This is a genomic window from Pseudomonas sp. St290 (assembly GCF_018325805.1).
Classification (GTDB): domain Bacteria; phylum Pseudomonadota; class Gammaproteobacteria; order Pseudomonadales; family Pseudomonadaceae; genus Aquipseudomonas; species Aquipseudomonas bijieensis.
Genome location: NZ_AP014703.1, coordinates 5,629,846 through 5,653,390 on the forward strand (window position 1 = coordinate 5,629,846; position 23,545 = coordinate 5,653,390).

The window sequence follows — 23,545 nt, forward strand, 5'->3', positions numbered from 1 at the left end:
CCTGTTCGGCCGATCAATTCAGTTATACCTCAGCCTCCCCCCTTATTGTAAAAAGGCAAAATGTAAGAGTGCGTAAAGAACTCGATTGAAACTAAGCCATCATGCCCATGACCTTGGCTTTTGCTACCGCTTGAGTACGCCGCTGCACCCCCAACTTGCTATGTATCCGCCGCGAATGAGTTTTTACGGTATGCAACGATATGAACAACCGTTCGGCAATTTGCTGGTTGGAATAGCCCTGTGCAATCAACTCCAGCACTTCCAGTTCACGGTGACTGAGTAACGGTTCTTCGACCGCCAGCACCGTCGTCTCCTCGACTTGCTCCGTCATTTGTGCCCAACGCAAGAACTCGGGCTGGCGCAAGCGCAACTCACACAAAGCTTGCTCGGCCCGCCAGCAGGTGACTCGTTCAAACCCCTCCTGCAGCATCGTCCGGGCCTGGGCACGATCACCGGACAACCAGACAACCTCCGTCAGCACCAGATGCAGTTCGGTTTCCAGGCTGTGCATTTCACTGTCCTGTGCCTGGGCGATCATTGCCCTGAGTCGAGTTTGCGGATCATGTGCCCGCTGCAAGTAGACCTCGGCCAGCACCAGCAGGTATTCAAGTCGCGCAATCAACTCCAGGGTCGCGGGAGGCGCGTGTTTGGCCCGCGGTCCGCGAAAATGGCGCAAGACGCGGGTCAAGGCTTCATGGGCCAATTGCGCCCGTCCCTGTTGCAACCAGAACTGGCAACTGGTTTGCAACAACACGCCACGGTAAACGGTGTCGGGGATGTGCCGCTGCTGCATGATCCGCTCGGCATCGCGTAGTTGCATGAAGGCTTCGCCATAGTCGCCTTGGTTGGCGGCCAGGGTAGCCTTGCCGAGAAAGCCGTAGAGCACCTGTTTGTCCTGGCTGTGCAGGCCCGTTTCCAGGCCCGCTTGAAACTGTTCGGCGGCCCGTTCCTCAAAGCCCATGCGCAAGGCCAGGCGCCCACGCCGCAGGGCAATACGCCCCAACAACGCAGAAAAATCCTGGCCCGGTTTATCCAGCAGCGCCTGAACGGCGGCCAGCAGATGATCGGCCCGGTGCGGTGCCCCCCGTTGCTCCAGGATTTGGGCGTGGTCCAGTTCCAGCAACCCTTCAAATACCAGCGAGCCTTGCGCACGCGCCAGGCACAATGCCTGTCGGTTGATCAATTGTGCAGAGGCCAGTTCGCCGGCAAGCAGCGCCTGTTGCGTCAGCCCACCGAGGCACAGCACCCGTTGGGCCCAGGCATCGGGGTCCAGGCTGCCCTGGGCTTGGAGGAAGTGCTCACGCGCCCGCTCGCCATCGCCCGAGAGGTGCAGCAACCAGCCCTGCAAGACCTGCCACCTTGCCAGCACCTGTCGCTGCCGACAGGCTGAAGGCTGGGGCATGAACCTGGCCAGTTGTTCAATACATGCCGAGGCCTGGTCGAAACGGCCGGCGAACAGCAGCGCAGCGGTGACCAACCCCACCGATTGCGGCGTACCAAGGGTCAGCGCTTCGCCTTGTTGATCATGCAAGCCCAACAACAGCACGACGTTGCGGCGCTGCAAGACGTGCTCGAAGCTCAGATGCTGCAAGAAACTCACGGCCGTCTCGAACTCTCCGGCCAACAGGGCTTGCTCGAACGCCATTTGCCAGTCCTGCTCGGCAGCAAACCATTGGCAGGCCCGGCGATGCCAGGAACGCCCCTGCGACCAGGGCTCTTCACGGACCAGCCGAGCCAGGGCCGGGAATATCTGCAACCAATCCGATGTCTGCTCCCACGGCTCGATGAAACACCCCAGGTCCAGCAACAACGGCAGGCACTCAGCGCCCACGGTGTCGCCGAACAGATGCTCGCACAGCCGGGCATTGAAGCGCGGCAAACGCGCCAGCACACGCCAGGCCTGCGCCAGGTCCGGGGTCAGCGTGCTGAACAGTTCGTACTCCAGGTAGTCGAGCAAGGTCCCGGGCCGCCCTGGCGTTGCATGACTGCGTGCCCATTCGCAACGCTCGAGCAGGGTGATGCGTACCCCGGCACACCAGCCGCCACTGCGCTGGATCACCTCACGGGCAGTGCGGGCAGCCTGAGGACCGGGCAGGTGACGAAGCAATGGCAGGACATCGTCAGGGGTGAAGAACAACGCCTGCGCATCGAACTCGTGCAGCTCGTCATCGAGTAACAGCCGCGGCCAGTTGCAGTGGGGCCGACGGCGGCCATTCAACCACAGATGCAACGCCGGACTGCTGTTATTCAACAGACGGTCAAGCAACTGGTCCAGTTCTGGATTCGGCACCCGGCAGTAATCATCCAGGAACAACCACGTGGGGGTTTGCAAACGCGCCAGGTGGGCCAGTAGCCCCGCTTCATCCAGCCTCGGCAAGCCGAGGGTCTGCGCCAAGCGCTCGCACATTTGCACCGCGCTCAACGCCGCGCCCCCCAGGGGCAACCAATGCAAGCGACAACCGGGGGGAGCCTGCAGGAAGCATTCGGCGAACAATGCACTCTTGCCACTGCCCGCCGGCGCGCAGAGCAGTTTTACCCGCGCTTCGGAAGTCAGCAGCGGCTCGCTCAGGGACCGCCGCGGCACATGCGTCGAGGACAGGCGAGGCAGCAATCCTGGACGGTCCGGACACGGGGTCATGGCGGTCATGTGGGAAGATCCTGTTTATTGTTATCTCACCACCCTAGTCCTGTGTCGCCAAGCTTTGGAGAAGTATTCAGCGCGCTGATTGGCGCCCATAAAAAAACGACCGGCAGGAGCACTGCCGGTCGATCATGATCATCAAGTCAGGCACAACCTGATGAAGAGAGGATTTACTGTGGGAGCAAGGCTTGCCCCACAGACAAATCCCCTCGCCACAGTTGGCTGCCAGACCTTAGCGAACCCCGGTCGAACGCAGCGCTGCCGGCGTGTAGTCGGCGGCCCTGGCTTCGAAGCCATACTCGTAGCTGTGTTTCTCTTCGTTCTTCATCCCCAGCGCGATGTAGCGACCAGCGATGATGTCGTAGAGCGCCTCCAGGGTGTAGCCCGGGTTCTGATGGTCGTAGTAGAACTGGGCATGACCTTCGGCAACACGCCACAGTTGGCCGCGACCGTCGTAGTGATCCACCAGCGCCGCCTGCCAGCTGTCCTCGTCGAAGTACATGTGGCGCTTGGCATAGATGTGCCGCTCACTCGGCTTGACCGTGCCGACCACTTCCCAGACCCGGTGCAATTCATAGCGGGTCAGGTCCTGGTTGATGTGGCCGGCCTTGATCACGTCGTCGTACTTGAGGCTTGGCGAATCGAGCTTGTAGCTGTTGTACGGGATGTACATTTCCTTCTTGCCGATCAGCTTCCAGTCGTAACGGTCCGGCGCGCCGGAAAACAGGTCAAAGTTGTCGGAAGTACGCAGACCATCGGCGGCGGTACCCGGACCGTCGTAAGCCACTTGCGGGGCGCGACGCACCCGGCGTTGGCCGGCGTTGTAGATCCAGGCCAGGCGTGGTTCCTTCACTTGGTCGAGAGTTTCATGCACCAACAGCACGTTGCCGGCCAGGCGTGCCGGAGCAGTCACCTCCTGCTTGAAATAGGTCAATACGTTGCTGGCCTTTTCCGGGTCGGCGTCCTTGATCAGGAACGGCACGGCAATTTCTTCTTCAAAGCGGATCGGTGTGAAGCTGCCATTGGTCTGCGGCGTGGCCTGGGTGATGATGCGCCGCAGGTTACCGCCGTGATAGCGGGTGACGTGGTTCCACAACACTTCCACACCATTCTTGGGAATCGGGAAGGCGTAGTAGCGATTGCCGGTGAAATTGGCCAGGCCATTACCGTCGTTGATGGCGTTCACGTTAAGGGCGCTGCGCTTGGCCGACTCATAGATTTCCGGTGGCAAGCCGACGCTGCGATGAGTCGGGTAGACCGGGATCTTGTAGGTTTCCGGGTAACGCTTGAACATCGCGACCTGGCCTTCGGACAGCTTGTCCTTGTACTTGTCCACGGTCGCGGCGGTGATGGTGAACAGCGGTTTTTCATTGGCAAATGGGTCGGCCAAAAAGCCCTTGCTGTCCACGGCTCCGGCATTTTTCGGAATACCGCCAGTCCAGGCCGGGATCGAGCCATCGGCATTGCCGGCTTTTTCCGCGCCCAACGGCGTCAGGCTGGTGCCCAGTTTGTTCGCTTCATCCGGCGAGACCGCCGCCATCACGTTCGCGGCCAGCAGGCTCAAGGCCAGGGCACCGCATTGCAGGATCATCTTGCGCATTGGGTTTTCCTTGTCAGCCAGATCAGAAGTTCACGCCGAAGCTCAATGCGAGGAAGTCGCGGTCTTCGAGAACGTTGTAATCGCCGCCAAAAAAGTCGGTGTAGCTCAAGCTGGCGGTGTAGGTGTTGCGGTAATCGGCATCGACACCAACGCTGACCGCCTTGGCGCCTTCGTTGAACAGACCGTTGGGGCCATAGCCGGCCACGTCATGGGACCAGGACACGTTGGGCTTGAAGTTCACCCCGCCGATCACGTTGGAATAATCAAGAATCGCCCGGGCGCGATAGCCCCAGGACGTCGAGGTGACGAAGCCATCGGTGTCACCCCGGAAGCCATACTGGCCATAGACCGAATCACGGCCATAACGCAGCTTGTCCTTGGACTCCAGGCCACCGACATGCACCACCGCCGCCTCGCCGACCACGGTCAGGCGATCAGCCCCCAGCACCTGATCGAAGAAGTGCGTCAGGGTGCTCTGGACCTGGGTCACTTCCTTGCGCCGGTAACCGGTGTTGTCGGCACCCGGTGCGGTTGCGATGGGCGACGCCGCGCCACCGGCAATCGGGTTGACCAGGGCCAGGGTCAGGTCGTTGGTATTGACCTGAACCGGCGCGTTGGGACGATAGCTGACTTCCCCGGTCCACGCGGTGCCGGTGGGCAACGTCGTGGAGAAACTGGCGCCGTACAGGCGGATGTCTTCCGGGTATTCAAGATAATACCCACCACGCCCCAGCATCACACTCTGCGCCAGACCCGCACCGCTGCCAGGCGCCAGGCCGTTGGCAATCGCGACCATGCCCGGCAACGCCGCCAGCGTCGAGAGCCCCGCCGTGGTCGTCCCGACGGTAGGCGTACGGCTGTGGTAGTTCATGAAGTACAGGCCATACTCGGTGTCATCGCCGAGCCAGCGCAACGCCGTGCCCCACTGGCCGGAGTCGCGGGCGTCGCGGTCACCGCCACGGGGAATGATCACCCCTTCACTGGAGACCTGGATCTCCTGGCCAAATGCCTGGGTCAATGGCACGAACGGCGCAATCGCCGGGCTGCCCACGGTGTAGCCAGTGGTGCAGCCATCGGCCACCACATCGTTGCCGAAGAACGTGCCGCAGTTATCCACCACGGTCTGGTCCCACTCCAACTGGTAGAAACCTTCGATAGTGAGCTTGTCGGTCAGGCCCTGGGAGGCGAACAGCATGTTCACCGGGATCAAGCCTTCCTTGATCTCCGCACCAGGGCGACGGAACGCGGACACGTCCACCGGGTTGATGCTGTTGATGGAGTTACCGATGAAGGTACTCTCCCCCCAACTGACCACCTGCTTGCCGGCGCGCACGGTGCCCGGCAAATCGGCGATGGAATAATTGTGATAGACGAAGGCATCGAGAATCTGTGCCCCCGAGGACTTGGCGCCTTCCTTGCGATTGCTGTCGCTGATGTCCTTGAACTCGCGGCCTTCATCCTTGAGTTCGAAGTCGTACCAGTACTTGCCGCGCACGAACACACCGGTATCGCCGTACTTGAGTTCGAGGTCGTGCAGGCCCTTGAAGATTTTGGAAAAGGTCTCGCCTTTCTTGAAATTCAGCCGCCCATCATCACCGGTGGAGGACTGGCCCCGGCCGCCGTTGACCGTGCCGACCAGGTCCTTGTCGGCATCGCGCATGCCCCAGCTCGCGCCCACGGACAGCGACGAATCGAACTGACCCTCGATCTCGCCAATGTTGAATGAAACGGCCTGCGCCTGGGCACAGCAACCCAAGGCCACCGCGACGGCCAGCGCCTGCGGCTTGAAGATGGCGCGCATTGTTATTGTTGTCATGCGTCTTCCCCGGTGAGTGACAGAGGCTTCACCCTACTGCCGCACGCCATGGGCGATAAGCGCACCAAGGAGGTATTCGCGCTGTACCTAAAAAGGATTACAGCCCTTGCACGGCGGGCCTTTGCGCCGTGCATGGACGGTCTGGATGATGGGTCATCAGCGCCGCGCATATTCATGCCCGGCCTGCGACTGTTACGCGCCCTGCAACGGTGCATGTCCGGATCCGGGCTGTTTCCCACCGGGCTCGATGCCTATGCTGGCCGGGCTTGCAGGGCAACGGGCCTGCAAGCCCAAGTCGTCATGGCATCCCTCATGCCTGGCGCACCGTCATTCGGATGGATTGCTTATTGGTCCATCATCCCGTGCTTAGCGACGTTGGTTTGTAGCTCCTTTGCAACGTCATGTTTAGGCCGCTGCTTTTGGCAGCGGCCTTTTTTATGTGGGCGTTACTTTCCCGAATGAGTTTCCAGGCTGTTGCCTCGTTATCCCAGAATCGCTCCCGCCCCCCTTATCTTTGCAAATAACAAATTCCCAGATATCCAAACGCCTGCTCCTACAACAAAGCAAGAAACCCACTACAAACCCATAAAAAAACCACTGATAGGCTGAAAGTCAGTCGCAGCATTCGGCTTCGTTTTTTCAATCAGTGAGTTATCTATGACCCCCATCAACTACCACAGCTATCGTTCAAAAAAAGGCTATAACAGCCGAATCCGTTTCCTGGTTTTCCATTACACAGCCGCCAACTTTTCATCCTCTGTCAACGCGCTGACCGGCGCTTCCGTCAGCGCCCATTATCTGATTCCGGACATCAGCGATCCCAGTTATTTGAACGCAGGTTTCACCGAGCAGCAGATTTTCAACCTGGTAGACGAAAACCAGCGTGCCTGGCATGCCGGGGTGAGTAGTTGGGGTGGTCGCACTAACCTTAACGACACCTCGATTGGCGTGGAAATCATCAACCTCGCCACCGATAACCAAGGGCAATTTACCTTCCCGCCCTACCAGCCCATGCAAATCGAGGCAATCGAACACCTGGCGTTGAACATCCTCAAGCGTTACCCCGATATCAGTCCCGTCAATGTGGTGGGCCACTCGGACATTGCCGCCGGCAGGAAAAACGACCCAGGCCCGATGTTTCCCTGGCAGGCGCTGTACGCCAAAGGCATCGGCGCCTGGTTTGATGAGTCCACTCAAAGGACGTACATGCAGGCCTACCAAGGCAACGGATTGCCGACTCGCGAACAACAACTCGGGCTATTCAAGAAGTATGGTTATGACACGTCGGCCGCTACGACGGATGCCGGCTTCCAGCGCCTGGTGCGCGCCTTCCAGCTGCACTTTCGTCCGGCCAAATATGACGGTGTGATAGATATCGAGACCGCCGCGAACCTGGCGGCCCTGGTGAAAAAGTATTTTCCATGAGCACGGTTGCCGCCGCTGACGGCAACCGGCCCAGGCAATGAAGCTCAAATGGCGTGGCGTTGCAGGTTCGCCATCATTTCTTTCAAGGCTTCCAGGTTGTCGTTCGGATGCACCGCGTGCTCGAAGTCGCAGATCTGCTGCCAATGGGCGGCGACATCTTCGGGTGAAAAACCTTTGCGCGGATCGAAACCGGCCCCCAGGCTCCGCTCCCAGCGCACCTTGCCCATCCAGCCGCCGCCCACTTCGAACAGGCCAGAAGTTTCCTGGCAGTTCTCACTGGCCAGGTACACCACCAGCGGGCTGACGAGTTCAGGCTTGAGTTGTTCGAATACCTGCGGCGGGATCAGGCCTTCGGTCATGCGGGTGCCGCCGGTGGGGGCGATGGCATTGACCAGGATATTGTTCTTGCGGCCTTCGATGGCCAGGGTCCGCGTCAGGCCATAAAGACCGAGCTTGGCCATGCCGTAGTTGGATTGGCCGAAGTTGCCATAGATGCCAGAGGTGGAAGCGGTGAAGATCACCCGCCCGTAGTTTTGCTCACGCAGATGCGGCCATGCCGCCCGGGTCACCTTGTAGGCGCCCTCGACGTGGACGCGATAGACCAGGTCCCAATCGGCGTCGTCCATTTTGTGGAACGTCTTGTCCCGCAGGATCCCGGCGTTGTTGACCACCACATCGACGCGACCGAACGCGTCGAGGGCATTTTGTACAAGCTTGTCGCCATCGGTCACCGAGTCGTGGTTGGCCTCGGCGATGCCGCCCGCCTCGCGGATTTCGGCGACCACCCGGTCTGCTGCCGAGGCGTTGGCCCCTTCGCCCTGGGCCGAGCCGCCAAGGTCGTTGACCAGCACTTTCGCGCCTTGTCTGGCGAACAGCAGCGCATGGGCGCGTCCCAGGCCGCCGCCGGCTCCCGTGACGATCACGACTTTATCTTCGAAGCGCACAGACTCACTCATGGCAGAACTCCAGCAGGCGGACAGGACAATGGGCACGAGTGTCCGGCACAAGTGGGCCGGTCACAATCAACACGGTTGCGAGTGAATGGTGGCCGATAAGGCGGGGGGATGATGCAGGCCCAAGCCACGGCGGCACATTCGATTTTCCTGCTGGCCGCAGCACCGCTATCGCGAGCAGGCTCGCTCCCACAAGGGATTTCTGTTGCCCACAAATTCTGTATTCACAATCGCTCCCACCCGGGCTCGCTCCCGCAGGGTGTCGTCATGAACAGGCCATTTGTCTGCGCGGCGTGGCGATGGCTTCACGAAAGGCCAGGTAATGCTTGAGCACCTGCACCGGGGCCTCGGTGTGCGGGTAATGCCCGATGTCAGGCAACAGCACCGTGTCAGGGTTGGGGATCAGGGCCTCGTAGCGCGCCACCATGTGCTCACCGGAAATCGGGTCGACCGCGCCGTCGATCACCCGCAACGGCACATCGCCGCGCTGCATCGCCTGTACCCAGCGATCGCGCTGCACAAGGCGCTCGGGAATATAGCTGATGAGTTTATGCATGATCCACGGACCGTGATGGGCTTCTACCAGGCTCCAGAAATCATCCAGTTCGCTTTCCGTGGGGCGGGTCTTGGGGCCGAAAATCTGCCGGAAACTGCTGACCAGGCTCTCCCGGGAGAACGCCCGCCCCAACAGCCAGCCCAGGGGGCTGAGCAAGAGTTTCTGGGCCAGGACCGGACGATGGGTTTCCGGGAACAGGCCACCATTGAGAAAGACACAACTGGCAAGACGGATGCGCGCTTCGTAATGCCGTGCGAGCAGCTCCTGGGCCACGCTGTCACCGTAATCGTGGGCTAGCACATGCAGTTCGTCCTTCACGTTCAGGTGCGCCAGCAAGGCCTGTTGCAGATCGGCCTGCTCCAGCAGGCTGTAAACGTGATCCGTCGGCTTGGCGGAGTCGCCGAAACCGAGCATGTCACAAGCGATCACCCGGTAGCGTTGCGCCAACGGTTGCCACAGGTAATGCCAATCCCAACTGGCGGTGGGGAAACCGTGGATCAGCAGCAACGGCTCGCCCTGCCCCGCCACCCAGTAACGGATGGCATGGCCACGGAACATGAAGATCTGGCTGCGCTGGCGCCAGATACGCAGGGGAATCTGCGCCGGAGGCATCAGCTTCCATACCCGGCGTCTTGTTGATCGAGCTTGCGCAGCAAAGCCGGCCAGGCCAACGCGCCGCCCATGCCCTGGGCGCTTTTGGTCACCCCGGCGATCATCGCCCGGGCGCCGGCCAGGATCTGTGGCTCGATGGCAATCAGTTCGGCCCCGCCGTTCTGGGCCAGGACCTGGATGTCACAGGCTCGTTGGAAGGTGAACATCATCAGGAAGGTATCGGCGATGGTCCCGCCACAGGTCAGCAGGCCATGGTTGTGCAGCATCAGGAAGTTGCTCTGGCCCAGGTCCGCCTGCAGGCGCGCCTTTTCTTCGTGATTCAAGGCCACCCCTTCGTAGGCGTGATAGGCCAGGCTCGAGAGCACGAACAGCGATTGCTGGCTGATCGGCAACACCCCCTGCTTCTGTGCCGATACCGCCACGCCAGCGGCGGTGTGAGTGTGCAGCACACAGGCCACATCATGGCGCACCTCATGCACCGCGCTGTGAATGGTGTAACCGGCCGGGTTGATCTCGTAGGGGCTGTCCATCAGCTTGTTGCCGGCCTGATCGACCTTGACCAGGCACGAGGCGGTGATCTCATGGAACATCATCCCGAACGGGTTGATCAGGAAATCTTCGGTACCGGGGACCTTCGCGGAAATATGGGTGAAGATCAGGTCATCCCAACCATGCAGCGCGACAAGCCGATAACAGGCGGCAAGATCCACCCGGGTTTGCCATTCGGCCGCACTGACCTGTTCCTTGATACTGAGTGTCGTTTGGATAGGCGCTACGCTCACTGCTCTGCCCCTGTTTTCTTGTTATAGGTATCGATCGAAACGTCGTACGCAAGAAAATCAGTCTAGTCAGGTCTTTCAGAGGCGGTAGTTGCATTGGCAGCCAGCTTACTGGCCGAACGAGTCAGCGCCTGCGCTTCAAGGGCGCAACGTGTCGATCAACTCCGCGAGCCACGGCTCGGCATCGGTTTCCGGTGTGACGCTTTCACTGGCGTCCAGACGCAGCATCGGCAGTATTTCACGCACGCCCAATTCGGCGAACAGCTCGCACATCTGCTCGCCGCCGGCGCAGAAGGTATCCCCATAGCTGGCATCGCCCAGGCCGATCACCGCGCCAGGCAAGCCGCGAAAAAAACCTGGCAATTGGTCGCGGATGGTCGAATACAACGGCATCAAATTGTCCGGCAACTCACCCATGCCGGTCGTGGAAGTCACCGCCAGCAGCGCCTCTGGCGCGAATGCCTGGACATCCGCCAGGGTCGCGCGAGGGTCGTGCCAGGCGTCAAAACCCGCATCGCGAAGCAGTTTGGCGGCGTGCCGGGCGACTTCTTCGGCTGTGCCGTATACCGAGCCGGAAAGGATGGCGACTTTCATCAATCTGATCCTGAACCTGAAAAAAGAGCCGGGATAGTAACAGTTGCACCTGCCTGGCTGCGAATGGCTCTCGACAGCCATAATGGCCAGTGGACAGCCTAACGATTTCTTCTAGAATGCAGCTCCAACACGGACGTTCAAAGGGGATTTTCTCCATGATCAACGCTCAACTGATGCAACTGGTCATCAACGCTTCGAACGACGGAATTGTCATCGCCGAAAAAGAAGGCGAAGACAACATCCTGATCTACGTGAACCCGGCCTTCGAACGATTGACCGGCTATCAGCGCGACGAAATCCTTTATCAGGATTGCCGGTTCCTGCAATCGGGTGATCGGGACCAAGCCTCTCTGGAGCCTATTCGCCAGGCCTTGAAAGAGGGCGGTGCTTGCCGCGAGGTGTTGCGCAACTACCGTAAGGACGGCACGCCGTTCTGGAATGAGTTGTCGCTGTCCACGGTAAAAAACCAGACTGACGGGCATACCTATTTCGTGGGTGTGCAAAAAGATGTCACGGCCCAGGTCAAGGCTCAACAACGCGTCGCCCAGCTGGAACGGGAGCTGGCCGAAGCACGAGAGACAATTGCCCGGCTTGAAGCGACGAACGGTGTAAACAAAACCACGAATTAATGGTCAGTCACTACAATCACCAGTGAAAATGTAAATTATCATTTCGAGCAGATCATGCAGCGCGATGCCCTCCTGACGCAGGATGAACTGGATTTCATCCGCACCATGCAACACAACCCGCAATTGAACGAGCGGGATGTCACGTCGAGCTTGCTGGTAAACGGTGGGTCGCAGATCCGTGACTTGCTGACACGTCTGGCCGCCAATGAGCAGGTTACGCTGCAAGCCAATTTCGAAAACCAGCAGATGACCTTTCCGCTGCATCTGGTGGAAGACGAATTCCATGCGATGCACCTGCGCTTGGGTGTGCCGAGCATCTACGAAGACGGACCGAAGATTCGCCCATGGCGCCTGGCGCTCGAAGAGCCGGTAGCGCTGGAAAATATCAAGGGGCAACCGGGACCGCTGTGGGTCCACGAAGTGTCCTGCAAGGGCGTATTGCTGGAAAACCGCAGTCGTGCCAAGCCGCCGAAGCAGTTTGCCTTGTGGTTCAGCCCATCGGGCTACGAGAGAATTTCGTTACGAGGCACCTTCGAACGGGAAACCGATCAAGGCCTGTTTGCCTACCATCTGAGCCAGAATGACCAGGACGAGACGGAACGCCTGCGCCAGTACATCCTGCAGCAACATCGCCTGACCCATCCAACCATGCATCTCTAACTCAAGTATCCAGGTTGCCTGCCAGAAATTGACGCAGGCGCTGGGGCATCACCGCTCCTTCGTTGCCCAGGCAACCGATTGACGAGCCCATCAGGCTTTCCTGCGCCAAGTCAGATGCATCACCGGCCAGCATCAGCGGACAATCCAGGCTCATCGCCAATTTGCCCAGGCGCTTGGGCAAGTCCGGGACCGGCGCATGATTGGAGACCAGCACCAATGCCACAGGCTGGATCTTCTGGCACACCAGGGTCAATTCCTCGAACGGCAGGCCGATCGATAACAGCCTGACGCCCACTTCCGCCTTGGACAGGAACAGCCCCGCGACCAGCAGCTCCAGCTCATGACAATGATCGGCAATGGCGCAGACCAGGACACGCGGCGACGCACCTTCGCGCTTGAACAAGAGCCGCTGGATGATGCGCGAACGCAGGAAACCATCGAAAAAAACCCATTCACTGGTTTGTCCGAACGCCTGCTGACGCTGCATCAATTGGCGCCAGAGCGGCATCAGGATGTCCTGGAATACGACCGGGACGGTGTAGGTGGAAAAGACCTGCCCGTAGACGCGATCCAGCTCCACATCGTCAAAGCAGGCCACCGCGTCCGCCACTTGTTGTTGCCAACGGGCATGATCGGTCCTGACCAGGTCGGATGAAATCAGCGTGGAGACGGGTTGCACCGACTCGGTCTTCGCCAGGATCGTTCCTACTTTGCTTACCGCCACCCCGCGTTCGATCCACGCCAGAATGCTGCGCACCTTATCAATATCGCCCAACGAGTACAGGCGATGCCCGCTTTCGGTGCGGGTAGGCTGGATCAAACCGTAGCGCCGCTCCCAGGCGCGCAGGGTCACCGGATTCACGCCGGTCATGCGCGCGACTTCACGAATGGGGAACAGATCTTCCCGTTTCAAGGCATTTGATGCCTGGAAAACAAAGCTATCTTCTGTAATCACACTCATTGGGGAGACAATTCCGGCTGGGAAATTGGATCCCAGTTTACTCCCCCCAAGACATGTCATGACAAGGATAATGCGCGGTTTTGTTGTTTTATGCGCAATCGGGAATAATCCTTGCCTGTCTTTTGGCGACCAGACGCTACCCACCACCCCGGGGCGTCCCCCGCGAACCTCCTACCCGGAGTGCCGCGCCTGTCTTACGGAGATGCATAATGTCTACCTCACCCGTCACCCTGATGGTTGCCCGCCGCGTCGCCAATGGACGCTATCAGGATCTGATCGCCTGGTTGCGCGAAGGTGAACAACTGGCCACCGATTTTCCCGGCTACCTGGGTTCCGGCGTACTCGCGCCACCGCCCCAGGACGATGAATTCCAGATTATCTTCCGTTTTGCCGACGAGCAGACGCTGCACGCCTGGGAACACTCCGCCTCACGCACGGCCTGGCTGGGACGGGGCAGCGATCTGTTTGCCCACCCCTCCGAACACCGGGTACGTGGCATCGATGGCTGGTTTGGCACGATCGGCCAGCGTCCGCCCCGTTGGAAACAGGCCGTGGCCATCTGGCTCGCGTTCTTTCCCGTGTCGCTGTTGTTCAATTTCCTGTTGGGGCCGCTGCTGGGCGAACTGGGTTTGTTGAGCCGCGTGTTCATCAGCACGCTGATCCTGACGCCGCTGATGGTCTACCTGTTTATCCCGATGTCGACCCATCTGCTGGCGAACTGGCTCAACGGCGCGCCGCAGCGAAGGTTGCCGGCGACTCAGAATCACTGATGCTCCCACAAGACAGCACTGGATTCACCTTTGTACATAGGACACACCCTGCGGCGCTGTTATAGTTTTGCTCTTGCCGCGAACCGAGTCGTCCTATGTCCAGCGCCACCGCTCCGATCCTGATCACTGGCGCAGCCCAGCGCGTCGGCCTGCATTGCGCCCGGCGATTGCTGGAAGACGGGCAACCGGTGATTGCGACCTATCGCACCGAACGCCCGGGCGTGCAGACGCTGCGGGACCTGGGCGCGGTGATGCTGTTCGCCGACTTATCCAGCGAAGCGGGGATCCTGGCCTTTATCGAACAACTCAAGCAGCACACCGACCGGCTGCGCGCCATCGTGCACAACGCCTCGGCCTGGCTGGCCGAAAGTCCGGGCAGCGAAGCGGCGGCCCTCAACGCCATGTTCGGCGTGCACATGCTCGCGCCATACCTGATCAACCTGCACAGCGCAGAGCTACTGCAGCGTTCAACGCCGGCAGATATCGTGCACATCAGCGATGACGTGACCCGCAAGGGCAGCGCCCGGCATATCGCCTACTGCGCCACCAAGGCTGGCCTGGAAAGCCTGACACTGTCGTTCGCGGCGAAGTTCGCACCGGCGATCAAGGTCAACGGCATCGCCCCTGCCCTGCTACTGTTCAACCCCGAGGACGACGCGACTTACCGCGCCAAGGCCCTGGCCAAGTCCGCGCTGGGTATCGAACCCGGCAGCGAAGTGATCTACCAGAGCCTGCGTTATCTGCTGGACAACCCTTATGTCACCGGCACGACCCTGACCGTCAACGGCGGGCGGCACGTCAAATAGCCTTGTTTCGAGGATGCACCATGACGCTATCCCTGCCCCAGAACTACCGCGAGATCCTCATCGGCCTGGGGGAAAACCCCGAGCGCGAGGGGCTGCTCGATACCCCGGCTCGTGCCGCCAAGGCCATGCAGTACCTTTGCCATGGTTATGAACAAAGCGTCGAGCAGATCGTCAATGGCGCACTGTTCGCTTCTGACAGCGATGAAATGATCATCGTCGCCGACATCGAACTCTATTCACTCTGCGAACATCACCTGTTGCCCTTCATCGGCAAGGCCCATGTGGCTTATATTCCTACGGGCAAGGTCCTGGGGCTGTCGAAGATCGCCCGGCTGGTGGACATGTTCGCCCGCCGCCTGCAAATCCAGGAGAACCTGACCCGGCAAATCGCCGACGCGGTGCAGCAAGTCACCCAGGCCGCTGGCGTGGCGGTGGTGATCGAGGCCCAGCACATGTGCATGATGATGCGCGGTGTCGAAAAACAGAACTCGACCATGAACACCTCGGTGATGCTCGGCGCTTTTCGCGATTCCAGCACCACGCGCCAGGAGTTCCTGCAATTGATTCGACGGAGCAAGTAAATGCCACAACTTCAGCCAGCCATGGCACGCATCAAGGTCAAGGACCTGCGTCTGCGCACCTTCATCGGGATCAACGAGGATGAAATCCTCAACAAGCAGGATGTGTTGATCAACCTGACCATCCTCTACGCCGCCCAGGAGGCGGTGCGCGACAACGACATCGACCATGCGCTGAACTACCGCACCATTACCAAGGCAATCATCGCCCACGTGGAAGGCAACCGCTTCGCCCTGCTCGAACGCCTGACCCAGGAATTGCTCGACCTGGTCATGGCCAACGAGTCGGTGCTGTACGCCGAAGTCGAAGTCGACAAGCCCCACGCCTTGCGATTCGCCGAGTCGGTGTCGATTACCCTTGCGGCAAGCCGCTGAGTGGCACGTTTTCAGACGCAGCCCTCAAGCGGTAAGCTTGTCGTCACTGCAATCCATCCCACAGCTTGAAGCACGCCGCTTGAAGCTGTTCGTCAGAGACCATCATGAACGACCAACAACGCCTCGAGCTCGAAGCCGCCGCTTTCCGTCGGCTGGTTGCCCACCTGGACAGCCGCAAGGATGTGCAGAACATCGACCTGATGAACCTCGCCGGCTTCTGCCGCAACTGCCTGTCCAAGTGGTACAAGGCCGCCGCCGATGAACGCCAGATCGAGGTCAGCCTCGACGACGCCCGCGAAGTGGTCTACGGCATGCCGTACGCCGAGTGGAAAGCCCAATACCAGAAAGAAGCCAGCGCCGAACAACAGGCGGCGTTCGCCAAAGGAAAACCCGATGCCTGATCTCAATACCCTGCGTACCCGCCTCAAGAGCGGCGAACATGCCTTCGCCGACACCCTGGCCTTTATCGCCGCCGACTACGACTACCAGCCCCAGGCCTTCGACAACGGCGGCGTGCACAACGCCGCCGGGCAGAACGAAGGCTCGTGCAAGACCCTGGGCCTGGCCCTGCTCGAAGGCCTGAGCGATGAAGAAGCGCTGCTGGCGTTTGGCGAACACTACCGTTCGGTGCTGGCCACGCCTGAAGGCAGTGATCACGGCAATATCCGGGCGCTGATGGTCCATGGGCTGGCGGGTGTGAGATTCGAAGCGCAGCCGTTGCAACGGCGCTGATCGTCCCGCTTTTGTGACGGGGTCCGCTTTTGTGGCGAGGGAGCTTGCTCCCGCTGGGCTGCGCAGCAGCCCCAAACAGTCAAACTCAATTTGCCTGACACTCCGGGTTGCCAGGTTTCGGGGCCGCTTCGCGCCCCAGCGGGAGCAAGCTCCCTCGCCACAGTGCACATCCCAAGTCAGTGGCACCTCACCACATCCCGACTTTTAAGATTGACCCGGCAACTTTATTTCGTTTGCCGGCCCCCTCTGCTCGCGGCTTAGATAACGGAAATTTCTCCTCCGTCCGAGCCGTCATCCATGAGCAGCGAAACCATCAGCCAGTCGATCTCCATCGTGCATCCCGTCAGCCTCAGCCATGGCAAAAATGCCGAGGTCTGGGACACCAACGGTAAACGCTACATCGATTTCGTCGGCGGCATCGGTGTGTTGAACCTCGGCCATTGTCATCCACGCATCGTCGAGGCGATCCGTGAACAAGCGACCCGGCTGACTCACTACGCCTTCAATGCCGCTCCCCACGCCCCCTACATTGAGTTGATGGAGCGCCTGGCGACGTTTGTCCCGGTGGATTACCCGGTCAGCGGCATGCTCACCAACAGCGGCGCCGAGGCGGCGGAAAACGCCTTGAAGATCGTGCGTGGTGCCACGGGCCGTACCGCTGTGATCGCGTTTGACGGTGCTTTTCACGGCCGCACCCTGGCGACCCTCAACCTCAACGGCAAGGTCGCGCCCTACAAACAGAAAGTCGGCGTATTGCCCGGGCCGGTGTATCACCTGCCCTACCCCAGCCAGGACAACGGCGTAACCTGCGAAGAGGCCTTGAAGGCCATGGAGCGGCTGTTCAGCGTCGAGATCGATGTGAGTGACGTGGCCTGTTTCATTGTCGAACCGGTGCAGGGCGAAGCCGGCTTCCTGGCGATGGACATAGCCTTCGCCCAGGCCCTGCGACAGTTCTGCGACGAGAAGGGCATTGTGCTGATCATCGATGAGATCCAGTCCGGCTTCGGCCGCACCGGCCAACGCTTTGCGTTCTCGCGACTGGGCATCGAACCAGACCTGATTCTGCTGGGCAAAAGTATTGCCGGCGGCGTGCCTCTGGGGGCTGTGGTGGGACGCAAGGCGCTGCTGGACAACCTGCCCAAGGGCGGCCTGGGCGGCACTTATTCCGGCAACCCCATCGCCTGCGCCGCCGCCCTGGCGACCCTGGATGAAATGACCGACGCCAAGCTGCACGCCTGGGGCTCGCAACAGGAAGAGGCGATCGTCAGCCGCTACGAATCCTGGCGGCGTCGTGGGCTAACGCCCTACCTGGGCCGCCTGACCGGCGTCGGCGCGATGCGCGGTATAGAACTGGCCCACGCCGACGGCACACCGGCCTCGGCACAACTGACGCAGTTGCTGGCCCTGGCACGGGAGTCGGGCTTGCTGCTGATGCCCAGTGGTAAATCGCGGCATATCATTCGGCTGCTGGCGCCGTTGACGACCGAGGCGGCGGTACTCGAAGAAGGGTTGGATATTTTGGAAACGTGCCTGGCGCGGCTGTCCTGAACTACGGACTCTCCTGACCAAACCAAAACCTGTGGGAGCGAGCCTGCTCGCGATAGCGGTGTGTCAGACATCTCTATACCGACTGATCTGTCGCCATCGCGATCAGGCTCGCTCCCACAGGAGGAAAGTGATAAATCCGGGCATAAAAAAACCGGCCGAAGCCGGTTTTTCTGTGCCTGACGGATCAGAACGAAGCGTTCTGCAGGCCATCCAGGTAGCGCTCGGTGTCCAGGGCCGCCATGCAGCCGGCGCCGGCCGAGGTGATGGCTTGGCGGTAGACGTGGTCAGCCACGTCGCCGGCCGCGAAGATACCTTCGACGCTGGTAGCGGTAGCGTTACCGTCGCGCCCCCCTTGACCACCAGGTAGCCGTCCTTGAGTTCCAGCTGGCCTTCGAACAGCGAGGTGTTCGGGGTGTGGCCGATGGCGATGAAGACGCCGTCAACCTTGATCTCGTCAAAGCTGCCGTCGTTGTTTTTCAGGCGGGCACCGGTCACGCCCATGTTGTCGCCCAGCACTTCGTCCAGGGTTGCGTTGAGCTTGAGGATGATCTTGCCTTCGGCCACGCGGGCATTGAGCTTATCGATCAGGATCTTCTCGGCGCGGAAGGTTTCGCGACGGTGGATCAGGGTGACCGTGCTGGCGATGTTCGCCAGGTACAGCGCTTCCTCGACCGCGGTGTTGCCGCCACCGACCACTGCCACTGGCTTGTTGCGGTAGAAGAAACCGTCGCAGGTGGCGCAGGCGGAAACACCTTTGCCCATGAAGGCTTCTTCCGACGGCAGGCCCAGGTAACGAGCGCTGGCACCGGTGGCGATGATCAGGGCATCGCAGGTGTAGGTCGCGCTGTCGCCGGTCAGGGTGTAGGGCTTGGCGGCGAAATCCACGGCATTGATGTGGTCGAAAACGATTTCGGTCTCGAAACGCTCGGCGTGTTCTTTCATGCGCTCCATCAGCGCCGGGCCGGTCAGGCCGTGGACGTCGCCCGGCCAGTTGTCGACTTCGGTGGTGGTGGTCAATTGACCGCCGGCCTGCATGCCGGTGATCAGCAGCGGCTTGAGGTTGGCACGGGCCGCATAAACCGCAGCGCTGTAACCGGCAGGGCCGGAACCGAGAATAATCACTCGCGAATGACGCACTTCAGACATGACCTGCTCCTGTTGACCGGACCTTGAGGGCCGGAACGCCGGGTGAGCGGCGTGAATAAAAAAGGACCGTTGACGCACTTGGGGAAGGCTGGTTTCGACAGTCCTGAAAAAGAATGGGTGCAGCGTATCGAGGGAGCGAAGATTAAGGAAATACGGTTTAACAATCCAGCTCATAGGTGAGCTCTATGCCCAGCGGTCCTTCCAATAGGCGCCTTCAGCGCAAGAAACGTTGTTACACGCCATGTCGCCGCTTTCCCAGGCGGGGCAAAGCCGGTAAGGTCGGCGCGTTCACCTTCGCTCGGAGCCACCTATGCCCGCCCCCGTCCTGTCCGGCCCGCAATATTTGCGAGAAGGCCTCAAGCTGGTCTTGAGCCCGGGCCTGCGCCTGTTCGTGCTCTTGCCCCTGGCGATCAACCTGGTGCTGTTCGTCGGCTTGATTTACCTGGCCGGCCATCAGTTCAGCCTGTGGGTCGATACGCTGATGCCGTCGCTGCCGGACTGGCTGAGTTTCCTCAGCTACATTCTCTGGCCGCTGTTCGTGGTGCTCGTCGTACTGATGGTATTTTTCACCTTCACCATGCTCGCCAACATCATCGCCGCACCGTTCAACGGTTTTCTCGCGGAGAAAGTCGAAGTGGTCGTCCGCGGCACAGACGACTTCCCGGCGTTCAGTTGGGGCGAGTTGATCGCCATGATCCCGCGTACCCTTGGCCGGGAAGCGCGCAAGCTTGGCTACTTCCTGCCCCGCGCCCTGGGGCTGTTCGTGCTGTCGTTCATCCCCGTGGTCAACCTGGTGGCGGCACCGCTGTGGCTGCTGTTCGGCGTGTGGATGATGGCGATCCAGTACATCGACTACCCGGCGGACAACCACAAGCTGGGCTGGAACGAGATGCTCGCCTGGCTGCGGGAAAAACGCTGGCAGAGCCTGGGCTTTGGCGGCAGCGTGTACCTGGTGCTGCTGATCCCGGTGGTGAACATCCTGATGATGCCGGCGGCGGTGGCTGGGGCGACGTTGTTCTGGGTGCGCGAGCAAGGCGCCGAGACCGCGTTGGCCCGGCAGGGCTGAGTCGGTCACAAATCCATCATCCTGGCGTCACAATGACGAAATGGCCCCGGTCGACACTGGGGTCATGACCACACCCCTGCACATTACCCTGATCACTGAAACCTTCCCGCCGGAAATCAATGGCGTGGCCAATACCCTGGGCCGCCTGTACGACGGCCTGCGTGCCCGTGGGCATCAAGTCGAACTGATACGGCCTCGCCAGGTCGACGACCGACGCCAGGCCAGTGACGAGCAGTTGCTGCTGTGCCGGGGCTGGCCGCTACCGGGCTATCCGGGTTTGCAATGGGGCCAGGCGTCCATGCACAAACTGCTCAGGCGCTGGAAACGCCATCGTCCGGACGTACTGTACATCGCCACGGAAGGGCCGCTGGGTTTGTCGGCACTGCGCGCGGCACGACGCCTGGGCATCTCGGTGGTCAGTGGTTTCCACACCAACTTCCAGCAATACACCCAGCAGTACGGCCTCGGGCTGTTGAGTCGCGGGCTCACCCATTACCTGCGCTGGTTTCACAACCGCTCCAGCCTGACCTTGGTGCCCAGCCTCAGCCAGCGCCTGGAACTGGAGCGACGCCACTTCGAGCGCGTGGCACTGCTGTCTCGCGGCGTGGACAGTCAACTGTTCCATCCGATCAAGCGTTCAGCGAGCCTGCGTGAGGCGTGGGGCCTGGGCGACGATGACATCGCCGTGATCCATGTCGGACGCCTGGCACCAGAGAAAAACCTCGGATTGCTCAAGCGCTGTTTCGCCACACTGTGCAGCGCTTTCCCGCAGCGACGGATGAAACTGGTGGTGGTCGGCGACGGCCCGCAAAGGTCCGCGCTGGAGCAGGAACTGCCTGAAGCGATCTTTTGTGGCTCGCAACGCGGCGAAGCGCTGGCCAGCCATTATGCGTCCGGGGATGTGTTTGTCTTTCCGAGCCTGACCGAAACCTTCGGCAACGTGGTGTTGGAGGCGCTGGCGTCCGGGCTGGGCGTGGTGGCCTACGATCAGGCCGCGGCGGCGCAACACATCCGTCATGGTTACAACGGCGTACTTGCAATGCCGGGGGATGAAGAAGCCTTCTGCGACGCGGCCCGCTGGTTGCTGGATGAGCGCGAGGCCTTACGGTGCGTGCGGCTCAATGCCCGCCAACACGCCAGCCGCCAGGGCTGGGCGTCGGTGATCGAGCAGTTCGAGGCGCAGTTGCGCGGGGTTTGTCAGAGCGAACTGCCGTTGCCACAAGCAGTGTCGCCACGCTGAAAAGCATCGCGGGCAAGCCTTGCTCCCACATGGGACTTCAGTGAACACATTACTTGTGAACAGCTGATAATCCTGTGGGAGCAAGGCTTGCCCGCGATGAGGCCCTGGAAGGCGCCGCTTAAACCAGGGTCATCAACGCCTCACGACTGAATGGCAAGATCTCCTGCTCGCGCCCTTCACGCACTTTTTGCGCCCAGTCCGGATCCACCAGCAGCGCGCGCCCCACCGCCACCAGGTCGAACTCATCATTGTTCAGGCGCTCCAGCAGCTTCTTCAGGCTGGCCGGTTGCGCGACTTTGTCGGTGTTGACCATAAACTGCAGGAACTCGCCATCCAGGCCGACGCTGCCGACAGTGATGGTGGGCTTGCCGGTGAGTTTGCGGGTCCAGCCGGCCAGGTTCAGTTCGGAACCGTCGAACTCCGGCTCCCAGAAGCGCCGTGTCGAGCAGTGGAAAATATCCACGCCGGCTTCGGACAACGGCTTGAGGAATTCGCCCAGGGCTTCGGGGCTCTGCACCAGGCGCGCGGTGTAATCCTGCTGCTTCCATTGGGAGAACCGGAAAATGATCGGGAAACCCTCGCCCACCGCGGCGCGCACGGCACGGATCAATTCGATCGCAAAGCGCGAACGGTTGGCCAGGGTGCCGCCGTAACCGTCGGTACGCTGGTTGCTGCCTTCCCAGAAGAACTGGTCCACCAGGTAGCCGTGGGCACCGTGGATTTCCACGCCGTCCATGCCGATGCCCTGGGCATCTTTTGCCGCTTGGGCAAACGCAGCGATGACCTCGTCGATATCGGTCTGGGTCATGCCGTGGACCACCACCTGGCCGTCCTTGAGTTTCTCGCTCGGGCCATAACCCGGCACGCTGGCATCCGGCTCGGTGCCAAGGCGGCGCACGTTGCCCACATGCCACAACTGCGGAACGATCTTGCCGCCTTCGGCGTGCACTGCATCCACCACTTTCTTCCAGCCGGCCAAAGCCGCATCGCCATAGAAATGCGGCACGTTCGGGTAGCCGTTGGAAGCCTTGTGCCCGACCGTCGTGCCCTCGGTGATGATCAGGCCGACCCCAGCCGCCGCGCGGCGACGGTAATACTCGACCACCTTGGCATTGGGTACGCCACCGGGCGAAAAGGAACGGGTCATCGGCGCCATCACCACCCGGGTCGGCAACTCGAACGCGCCGAGGTGGAAGGGTTTGAACAAGGCTTTTACAGGCATGAGGCACTCCACGGGACGAAGTCACAGGTCGGATATGACGACGATAATATGGAGCATGGACAGCGCTGGGTAGCACTATTGATTTGAATGATTAAGGATCAAAAGGGAGCAGTGAGGCGATGGCTCAATGCGACATCTGTGGCGAGGGAGCTTGCTCCCGCTGGGCTGCGTAGCGGCCCCTTTTTTGCGGTTGCTGCGCAACCGAGCGGGAGCAAGCTCCCTCGCCACGAAGTCCAGTGCCTGGCTTCAGCTCAGCGCTTTTTCGATCGCCTGGATCACGGCAGGATCATCCGGCGCCGTGCGCGGTGAGAATCGCGCCAACACCCGGCCGTCCTTGCCGAGGAGGAATTTTTCGAAGTTCCAGGTAATGTCCCCGGGAAACTCGGCCCCCTCGCCCGCGAGCAAGCGGTACAACTGGTGACGATCATGACCGTTCACGTCCAGCTTGCTGGACAGCGGGAACGTCACGCCATAGTTGAGGCTGCAAAACTCCTGGATTTCCTGCTCGGTCCCGGGCTCTTGCCCGGCGAACTGATTGCAGGGCAGGCCCAGGACGGTAAAGCCTTTGGCCTTGTATTGCTGATAGAGATTTTCCAGCGCCGCGTACTGAGGCGTCAGGCCACATTTGGAGGCGACGTTGACCACCAGCACGACTTGCCCCTTGAACGGTGCCAGAGCAAGCTCCTGACCATCCAGGGCTTTGAGTTTAAGGTCGTGAAAAGCACTCATGACGAACTCCAGGTTTGCGGATCTTTTCGAAACAGCCATGGGTGATGCTAACAGCAACCGACTAAAAAGGCGCCGCATGGCGCCTTTTCAGTTCACTGGTCACTTGA

General features: G+C 60.6%; 22 protein-coding genes and 1 pseudogene. 12 read left to right on the top strand and 11 right to left on the bottom strand.

Annotation, left to right across the window (positions count from 1 at the left end):
* Positions 1-91: 91 nt before the first annotated feature.
* The 3 genes from PBDP_RS24585 to PBDP_RS24595 all read right to left on the bottom strand — a co-directional run bounded on the left by PBDP_RS24585 (position 92) and on the right by PBDP_RS24595 (position 6,057).
* Positions 92-2,647, bottom strand: coding sequence for a LuxR C-terminal-related transcriptional regulator (locus PBDP_RS24585; protein ID WP_212801433.1), 2,556 nt, complete (start codon positions 2,645-2,647; stop codon positions 92-94).
* A gap of 226 nt (positions 2,648-2,873) precedes the next feature.
* Positions 2,874-4,241 (bottom strand): DUF1329 domain-containing protein, encoded by a 1,368-nt coding sequence (locus tag PBDP_RS24590; protein ID WP_109754862.1) that lies wholly within the window; start codon positions 4,239-4,241, stop codon positions 2,874-2,876.
* A gap of 22 nt (positions 4,242-4,263) precedes the next feature.
* Entirely contained in the window at positions 4,264-6,057 is a 1,794-nt protein-coding gene (locus tag PBDP_RS24595; RefSeq protein WP_109754863.1) for a DUF1302 domain-containing protein, read from the bottom strand.
* A gap of 657 nt (positions 6,058-6,714) precedes the next feature.
* Between PBDP_RS24595 and PBDP_RS24600 the strand changes: the two genes are divergently transcribed.
* Entirely contained in the window at positions 6,715-7,482 is a 768-nt protein-coding gene (locus PBDP_RS24600) for an N-acetylmuramoyl-L-alanine amidase (protein ID WP_212801434.1), read from the top strand.
* 44 nt (positions 7,483-7,526) lie between these two features.
* Here the strand turns inward: PBDP_RS24600 and PBDP_RS24605 are convergent, their stop codons facing one another.
* The 4 genes from PBDP_RS24605 to PBDP_RS24620 form a co-directional block, all read right to left on the bottom strand.
* Positions 7,527-8,438: an SDR family oxidoreductase gene (locus tag PBDP_RS24605; protein ID WP_109754865.1), complete on the bottom strand. Its 912-nt coding sequence runs from the start codon at positions 8,436-8,438 to the stop codon at positions 7,527-7,529.
* 262 nt (positions 8,439-8,700) lie between these two features.
* On the bottom strand, positions 8,701-9,603 hold the full coding sequence (locus PBDP_RS24610) for an alpha/beta fold hydrolase (protein ID WP_109754866.1): 903 nt from the start codon (positions 9,601-9,603) through the stop codon (positions 8,701-8,703).
* Positions 9,603-10,385, bottom strand: coding sequence for a class II aldolase/adducin family protein (locus PBDP_RS24615; protein WP_109754867.1), 783 nt, complete (start codon positions 10,383-10,385; stop codon positions 9,603-9,605). Before PBDP_RS24615 ends, PBDP_RS24610 begins: the two co-directional genes overlap by 1 nt.
* 135 nt (positions 10,386-10,520) lie before the next feature.
* Complete coding sequence (locus tag PBDP_RS24620) at positions 10,521-10,976, bottom strand: flavodoxin (RefSeq protein WP_109754868.1); 456 nt, start codon at positions 10,974-10,976, stop codon at positions 10,521-10,523.
* A gap of 155 nt (positions 10,977-11,131) precedes the next feature.
* On the opposite strand from PBDP_RS24620, the gene PBDP_RS24625 reads away from it, so the two are divergent.
* The gene (locus PBDP_RS24625) at positions 11,132-11,605 is read left to right on the top strand and encodes a PAS domain-containing protein (RefSeq protein WP_212801435.1); all 474 of its coding nucleotides are present in this window, start codon (positions 11,132-11,134) and stop codon (positions 11,603-11,605) included.
* Between the two features lie 54 nt (positions 11,606-11,659).
* Positions 11,660-12,265, top strand: a complete 606-nt coding sequence (locus PBDP_RS24630) for a hypothetical protein (protein WP_109754870.1) — start codon at positions 11,660-11,662, stop codon at positions 12,263-12,265.
* A gap of 1 nt (position 12,266) precedes the next feature.
* Here the strand turns inward: PBDP_RS24630 and PBDP_RS24635 are convergent, their stop codons facing one another.
* Positions 12,267-13,226, bottom strand: coding sequence for a MerR family transcriptional regulator (locus PBDP_RS24635; RefSeq protein ID WP_212801436.1), 960 nt, complete (start codon positions 13,224-13,226; stop codon positions 12,267-12,269).
* 209 nt (positions 13,227-13,435) lie between these two features.
* Between PBDP_RS24635 and PBDP_RS24640 the strand changes: the two genes are divergently transcribed.
* From PBDP_RS24640 to PBDP_RS24670, 7 genes are all read left to right on the top strand, one after another.
* Complete coding sequence (locus PBDP_RS24640) at positions 13,436-13,996, top strand: antibiotic biosynthesis monooxygenase (protein WP_116833425.1); 561 nt, start codon at positions 13,436-13,438, stop codon at positions 13,994-13,996.
* Between the two features lie 95 nt (positions 13,997-14,091).
* On the top strand, positions 14,092-14,802 hold the full coding sequence (folM, locus tag PBDP_RS24645; protein WP_116833426.1) for a dihydromonapterin reductase: 711 nt from the start codon (positions 14,092-14,094) through the stop codon (positions 14,800-14,802).
* A 20-nt stretch (positions 14,803-14,822) separates the two neighbouring features.
* Complete coding sequence (gene folE, locus PBDP_RS24650) at positions 14,823-15,383, top strand: GTP cyclohydrolase I FolE (protein WP_109754874.1); 561 nt, start codon at positions 14,823-14,825, stop codon at positions 15,381-15,383.
* The gene (folX, locus tag PBDP_RS24655) at positions 15,384-15,755 is read left to right on the top strand and encodes a dihydroneopterin triphosphate 2'-epimerase (RefSeq protein ID WP_003178065.1); all 372 of its coding nucleotides are present in this window, start codon (positions 15,384-15,386) and stop codon (positions 15,753-15,755) included.
* 104 nt (positions 15,756-15,859) lie between these two features.
* Positions 15,860-16,156, top strand: a complete 297-nt coding sequence (locus PBDP_RS24660; protein WP_063324421.1) for a DUF1244 domain-containing protein — start codon at positions 15,860-15,862, stop codon at positions 16,154-16,156.
* The gene (locus PBDP_RS24665) at positions 16,149-16,487 is read left to right on the top strand and encodes a HopJ type III effector protein (protein WP_212801437.1); all 339 of its coding nucleotides are present in this window, start codon (positions 16,149-16,151) and stop codon (positions 16,485-16,487) included. Before PBDP_RS24660 ends, PBDP_RS24665 begins: the two co-directional genes overlap by 8 nt.
* Before the next feature lie 297 nt (positions 16,488-16,784).
* Positions 16,785-18,035 (top strand): 2-aminoadipate transaminase, encoded by a 1,251-nt coding sequence (locus PBDP_RS24670; protein WP_212801438.1) that lies wholly within the window; start codon positions 16,785-16,787, stop codon positions 18,033-18,035.
* A 184-nt stretch (positions 18,036-18,219) separates the two neighbouring features.
* Here PBDP_RS24670 and trxB read toward each other — a convergent pair.
* A pseudogene (gene trxB / locus PBDP_RS24675) lies at positions 18,220-19,181 on the bottom strand (thioredoxin-disulfide reductase).
* 310 nt (positions 19,182-19,491) lie between these two features.
* Here trxB and cysZ point away from each other — a divergent pair.
* Together cysZ and PBDP_RS24685 are read left to right on the top strand one after the other, a co-directional pair.
* Positions 19,492-20,247, top strand: coding sequence for a sulfate transporter CysZ (gene cysZ, locus PBDP_RS24680; protein WP_109754877.1), 756 nt, complete (start codon positions 19,492-19,494; stop codon positions 20,245-20,247).
* A gap of 40 nt (positions 20,248-20,287) precedes the next feature.
* Positions 20,288-21,487 (top strand): glycosyltransferase family 4 protein, encoded by a 1,200-nt coding sequence (locus PBDP_RS24685; RefSeq protein ID WP_116833429.1) that lies wholly within the window; start codon positions 20,288-20,290, stop codon positions 21,485-21,487.
* A gap of 118 nt (positions 21,488-21,605) precedes the next feature.
* Here PBDP_RS24685 and PBDP_RS24690 read toward each other — a convergent pair whose 3' ends face one another.
* Entirely contained in the window at positions 21,606-22,709 is a 1,104-nt protein-coding gene (locus PBDP_RS24690; protein WP_212801439.1) for an NADH:flavin oxidoreductase, read from the bottom strand.
* A 246-nt stretch (positions 22,710-22,955) separates the two neighbouring features.
* Positions 22,956-23,438 (bottom strand): glutathione peroxidase, encoded by a 483-nt coding sequence (locus tag PBDP_RS24695; protein ID WP_109754880.1) that lies wholly within the window; start codon positions 23,436-23,438, stop codon positions 22,956-22,958.
* Positions 23,439-23,545: the final 107 nt, after the last annotated feature.

Excerpts from the sequence above, each read along its gene's own strand:
- PBDP_RS24585 (WP_212801433.1), bottom strand. The coding sequence starts at position 2,647 with ATGACCGCCATGACCCCGTGTCCGGACCGTCCAGGATTGCTGCCTCGC.
- PBDP_RS24590 (WP_109754862.1), bottom strand. The coding sequence starts at position 4,241 with ATGCGCAAGATGATCCTGCAATGCGGTGCCCTGGCCTTGAGCCTGCTG.
- PBDP_RS24595 (WP_109754863.1), bottom strand. The coding sequence starts at position 6,057 with ATGACAACAATAACAATGCGCGCCATCTTCAAGCCGCAGGCGCTGGCC.
- PBDP_RS24600 (WP_212801434.1), top strand. The coding sequence starts at position 6,715 with ATGACCCCCATCAACTACCACAGCTATCGTTCAAAAAAAGGCTATAAC.
- PBDP_RS24605 (WP_109754865.1), bottom strand. The coding sequence starts at position 8,438 with ATGAGTGAGTCTGTGCGCTTCGAAGATAAAGTCGTGATCGTCACGGGA.
- PBDP_RS24610 (WP_109754866.1), bottom strand. The coding sequence starts at position 9,603 with ATGCCTCCGGCGCAGATTCCCCTGCGTATCTGGCGCCAGCGCAGCCAG.
- PBDP_RS24620 (WP_109754868.1), bottom strand. The coding sequence starts at position 10,976 with ATGAAAGTCGCCATCCTTTCCGGCTCGGTATACGGCACAGCCGAAGAA.
- PBDP_RS24625 (WP_212801435.1), top strand. The coding sequence starts at position 11,132 with ATGATCAACGCTCAACTGATGCAACTGGTCATCAACGCTTCGAACGAC.
- PBDP_RS24630 (WP_109754870.1), top strand. The coding sequence starts at position 11,660 with ATGCAGCGCGATGCCCTCCTGACGCAGGATGAACTGGATTTCATCCGC.
- PBDP_RS24635 (WP_212801436.1), bottom strand. The coding sequence starts at position 13,226 with ATGAGTGTGATTACAGAAGATAGCTTTGTTTTCCAGGCATCAAATGCC.
- PBDP_RS24640 (WP_116833425.1), top strand. The coding sequence starts at position 13,436 with ATGTCTACCTCACCCGTCACCCTGATGGTTGCCCGCCGCGTCGCCAAT.
- folM (WP_116833426.1), top strand. The coding sequence starts at position 14,092 with ATGTCCAGCGCCACCGCTCCGATCCTGATCACTGGCGCAGCCCAGCGC.
- folE (WP_109754874.1), top strand. The coding sequence starts at position 14,823 with ATGACGCTATCCCTGCCCCAGAACTACCGCGAGATCCTCATCGGCCTG.
- folX (WP_003178065.1), top strand. The coding sequence starts at position 15,384 with ATGCCACAACTTCAGCCAGCCATGGCACGCATCAAGGTCAAGGACCTG.
- PBDP_RS24660 (WP_063324421.1), top strand. The coding sequence starts at position 15,860 with ATGAACGACCAACAACGCCTCGAGCTCGAAGCCGCCGCTTTCCGTCGG.
- PBDP_RS24665 (WP_212801437.1), top strand. The coding sequence starts at position 16,149 with ATGCCTGATCTCAATACCCTGCGTACCCGCCTCAAGAGCGGCGAACAT.
- PBDP_RS24670 (WP_212801438.1), top strand. The coding sequence starts at position 16,785 with ATGAGCAGCGAAACCATCAGCCAGTCGATCTCCATCGTGCATCCCGTC.
- cysZ (WP_109754877.1), top strand. The coding sequence starts at position 19,492 with ATGCCCGCCCCCGTCCTGTCCGGCCCGCAATATTTGCGAGAAGGCCTC.
- PBDP_RS24685 (WP_116833429.1), top strand. The coding sequence starts at position 20,288 with ATGGCCCCGGTCGACACTGGGGTCATGACCACACCCCTGCACATTACC.
- PBDP_RS24690 (WP_212801439.1), bottom strand. The coding sequence starts at position 22,709 with ATGCCTGTAAAAGCCTTGTTCAAACCCTTCCACCTCGGCGCGTTCGAG.
- PBDP_RS24695 (WP_109754880.1), bottom strand. The coding sequence starts at position 23,438 with ATGAGTGCTTTTCACGACCTTAAACTCAAAGCCCTGGATGGTCAGGAG.